Source organism: Halomonas sp. BN3-1, from assembly GCF_003056325.1.
Lineage (GTDB): Bacteria > Pseudomonadota > Gammaproteobacteria > Pseudomonadales > Halomonadaceae > Halomonas > Halomonas litopenaei.
In genome coordinates this window covers 1-527 of the sequence record NZ_PYVV01000056.1, presented here as the reverse complement: position 1 = coordinate 527, position 527 = coordinate 1, and the positions used below count along the sequence as shown (strand labels likewise).

Genomic DNA, 527 nt, shown 5'->3' with positions numbered 1-527 from the left:
ACCCAGTATCTCGACCCCACCGGGCAGCGCACCCGCTATCGCTACAATGGCAAGGGCCAGCCGATCGAGCGCCGCGACCCCATGGGCCAGCGTTTCGCCTACCACTACGACCGCCTGCTGCGGCTGTCGGCGCTGACCAACCAGAACGGCGACCGCTGGCAGTTCCGCTATGATGGCGGTGGACGACTGATCGAGGACACCGGCTTCGACGGGCGCACCCGCCACTACCGCTACGACGATGGCGGCGCCCTGATCGAGCGTCGCGAAGGCGAGCTGGTCACCACCTTCACCCGCGACGCCATGGGCCGGGTGCTGGAGCGCGAGAGCCAGCGACCGGGCCAGCCCGCGCTGACCACCCGCTACGGCTACGACCCGCTGGGACGCTTGACCCGCGCCGCCAGCCGCCACAGCGAGACGCGCTTTCACTTCGACACCGCCGACAACCTGATCGCCGAGGTGCAGCGTCATCAGCTGCCCAACGGCGGTGACTACTCCAGCGTCACCCGCCACACCCACGACGCCCTGGG

The 527-nt window shown here is 69.6% G+C and carries 1 pseudogene; it reads left to right on the top strand.

The window, feature by feature from the left end:
- Positions 1-527: pseudogene (locus tag C9F12_RS22285) on the top strand (RHS repeat protein); the annotation flags it as partial.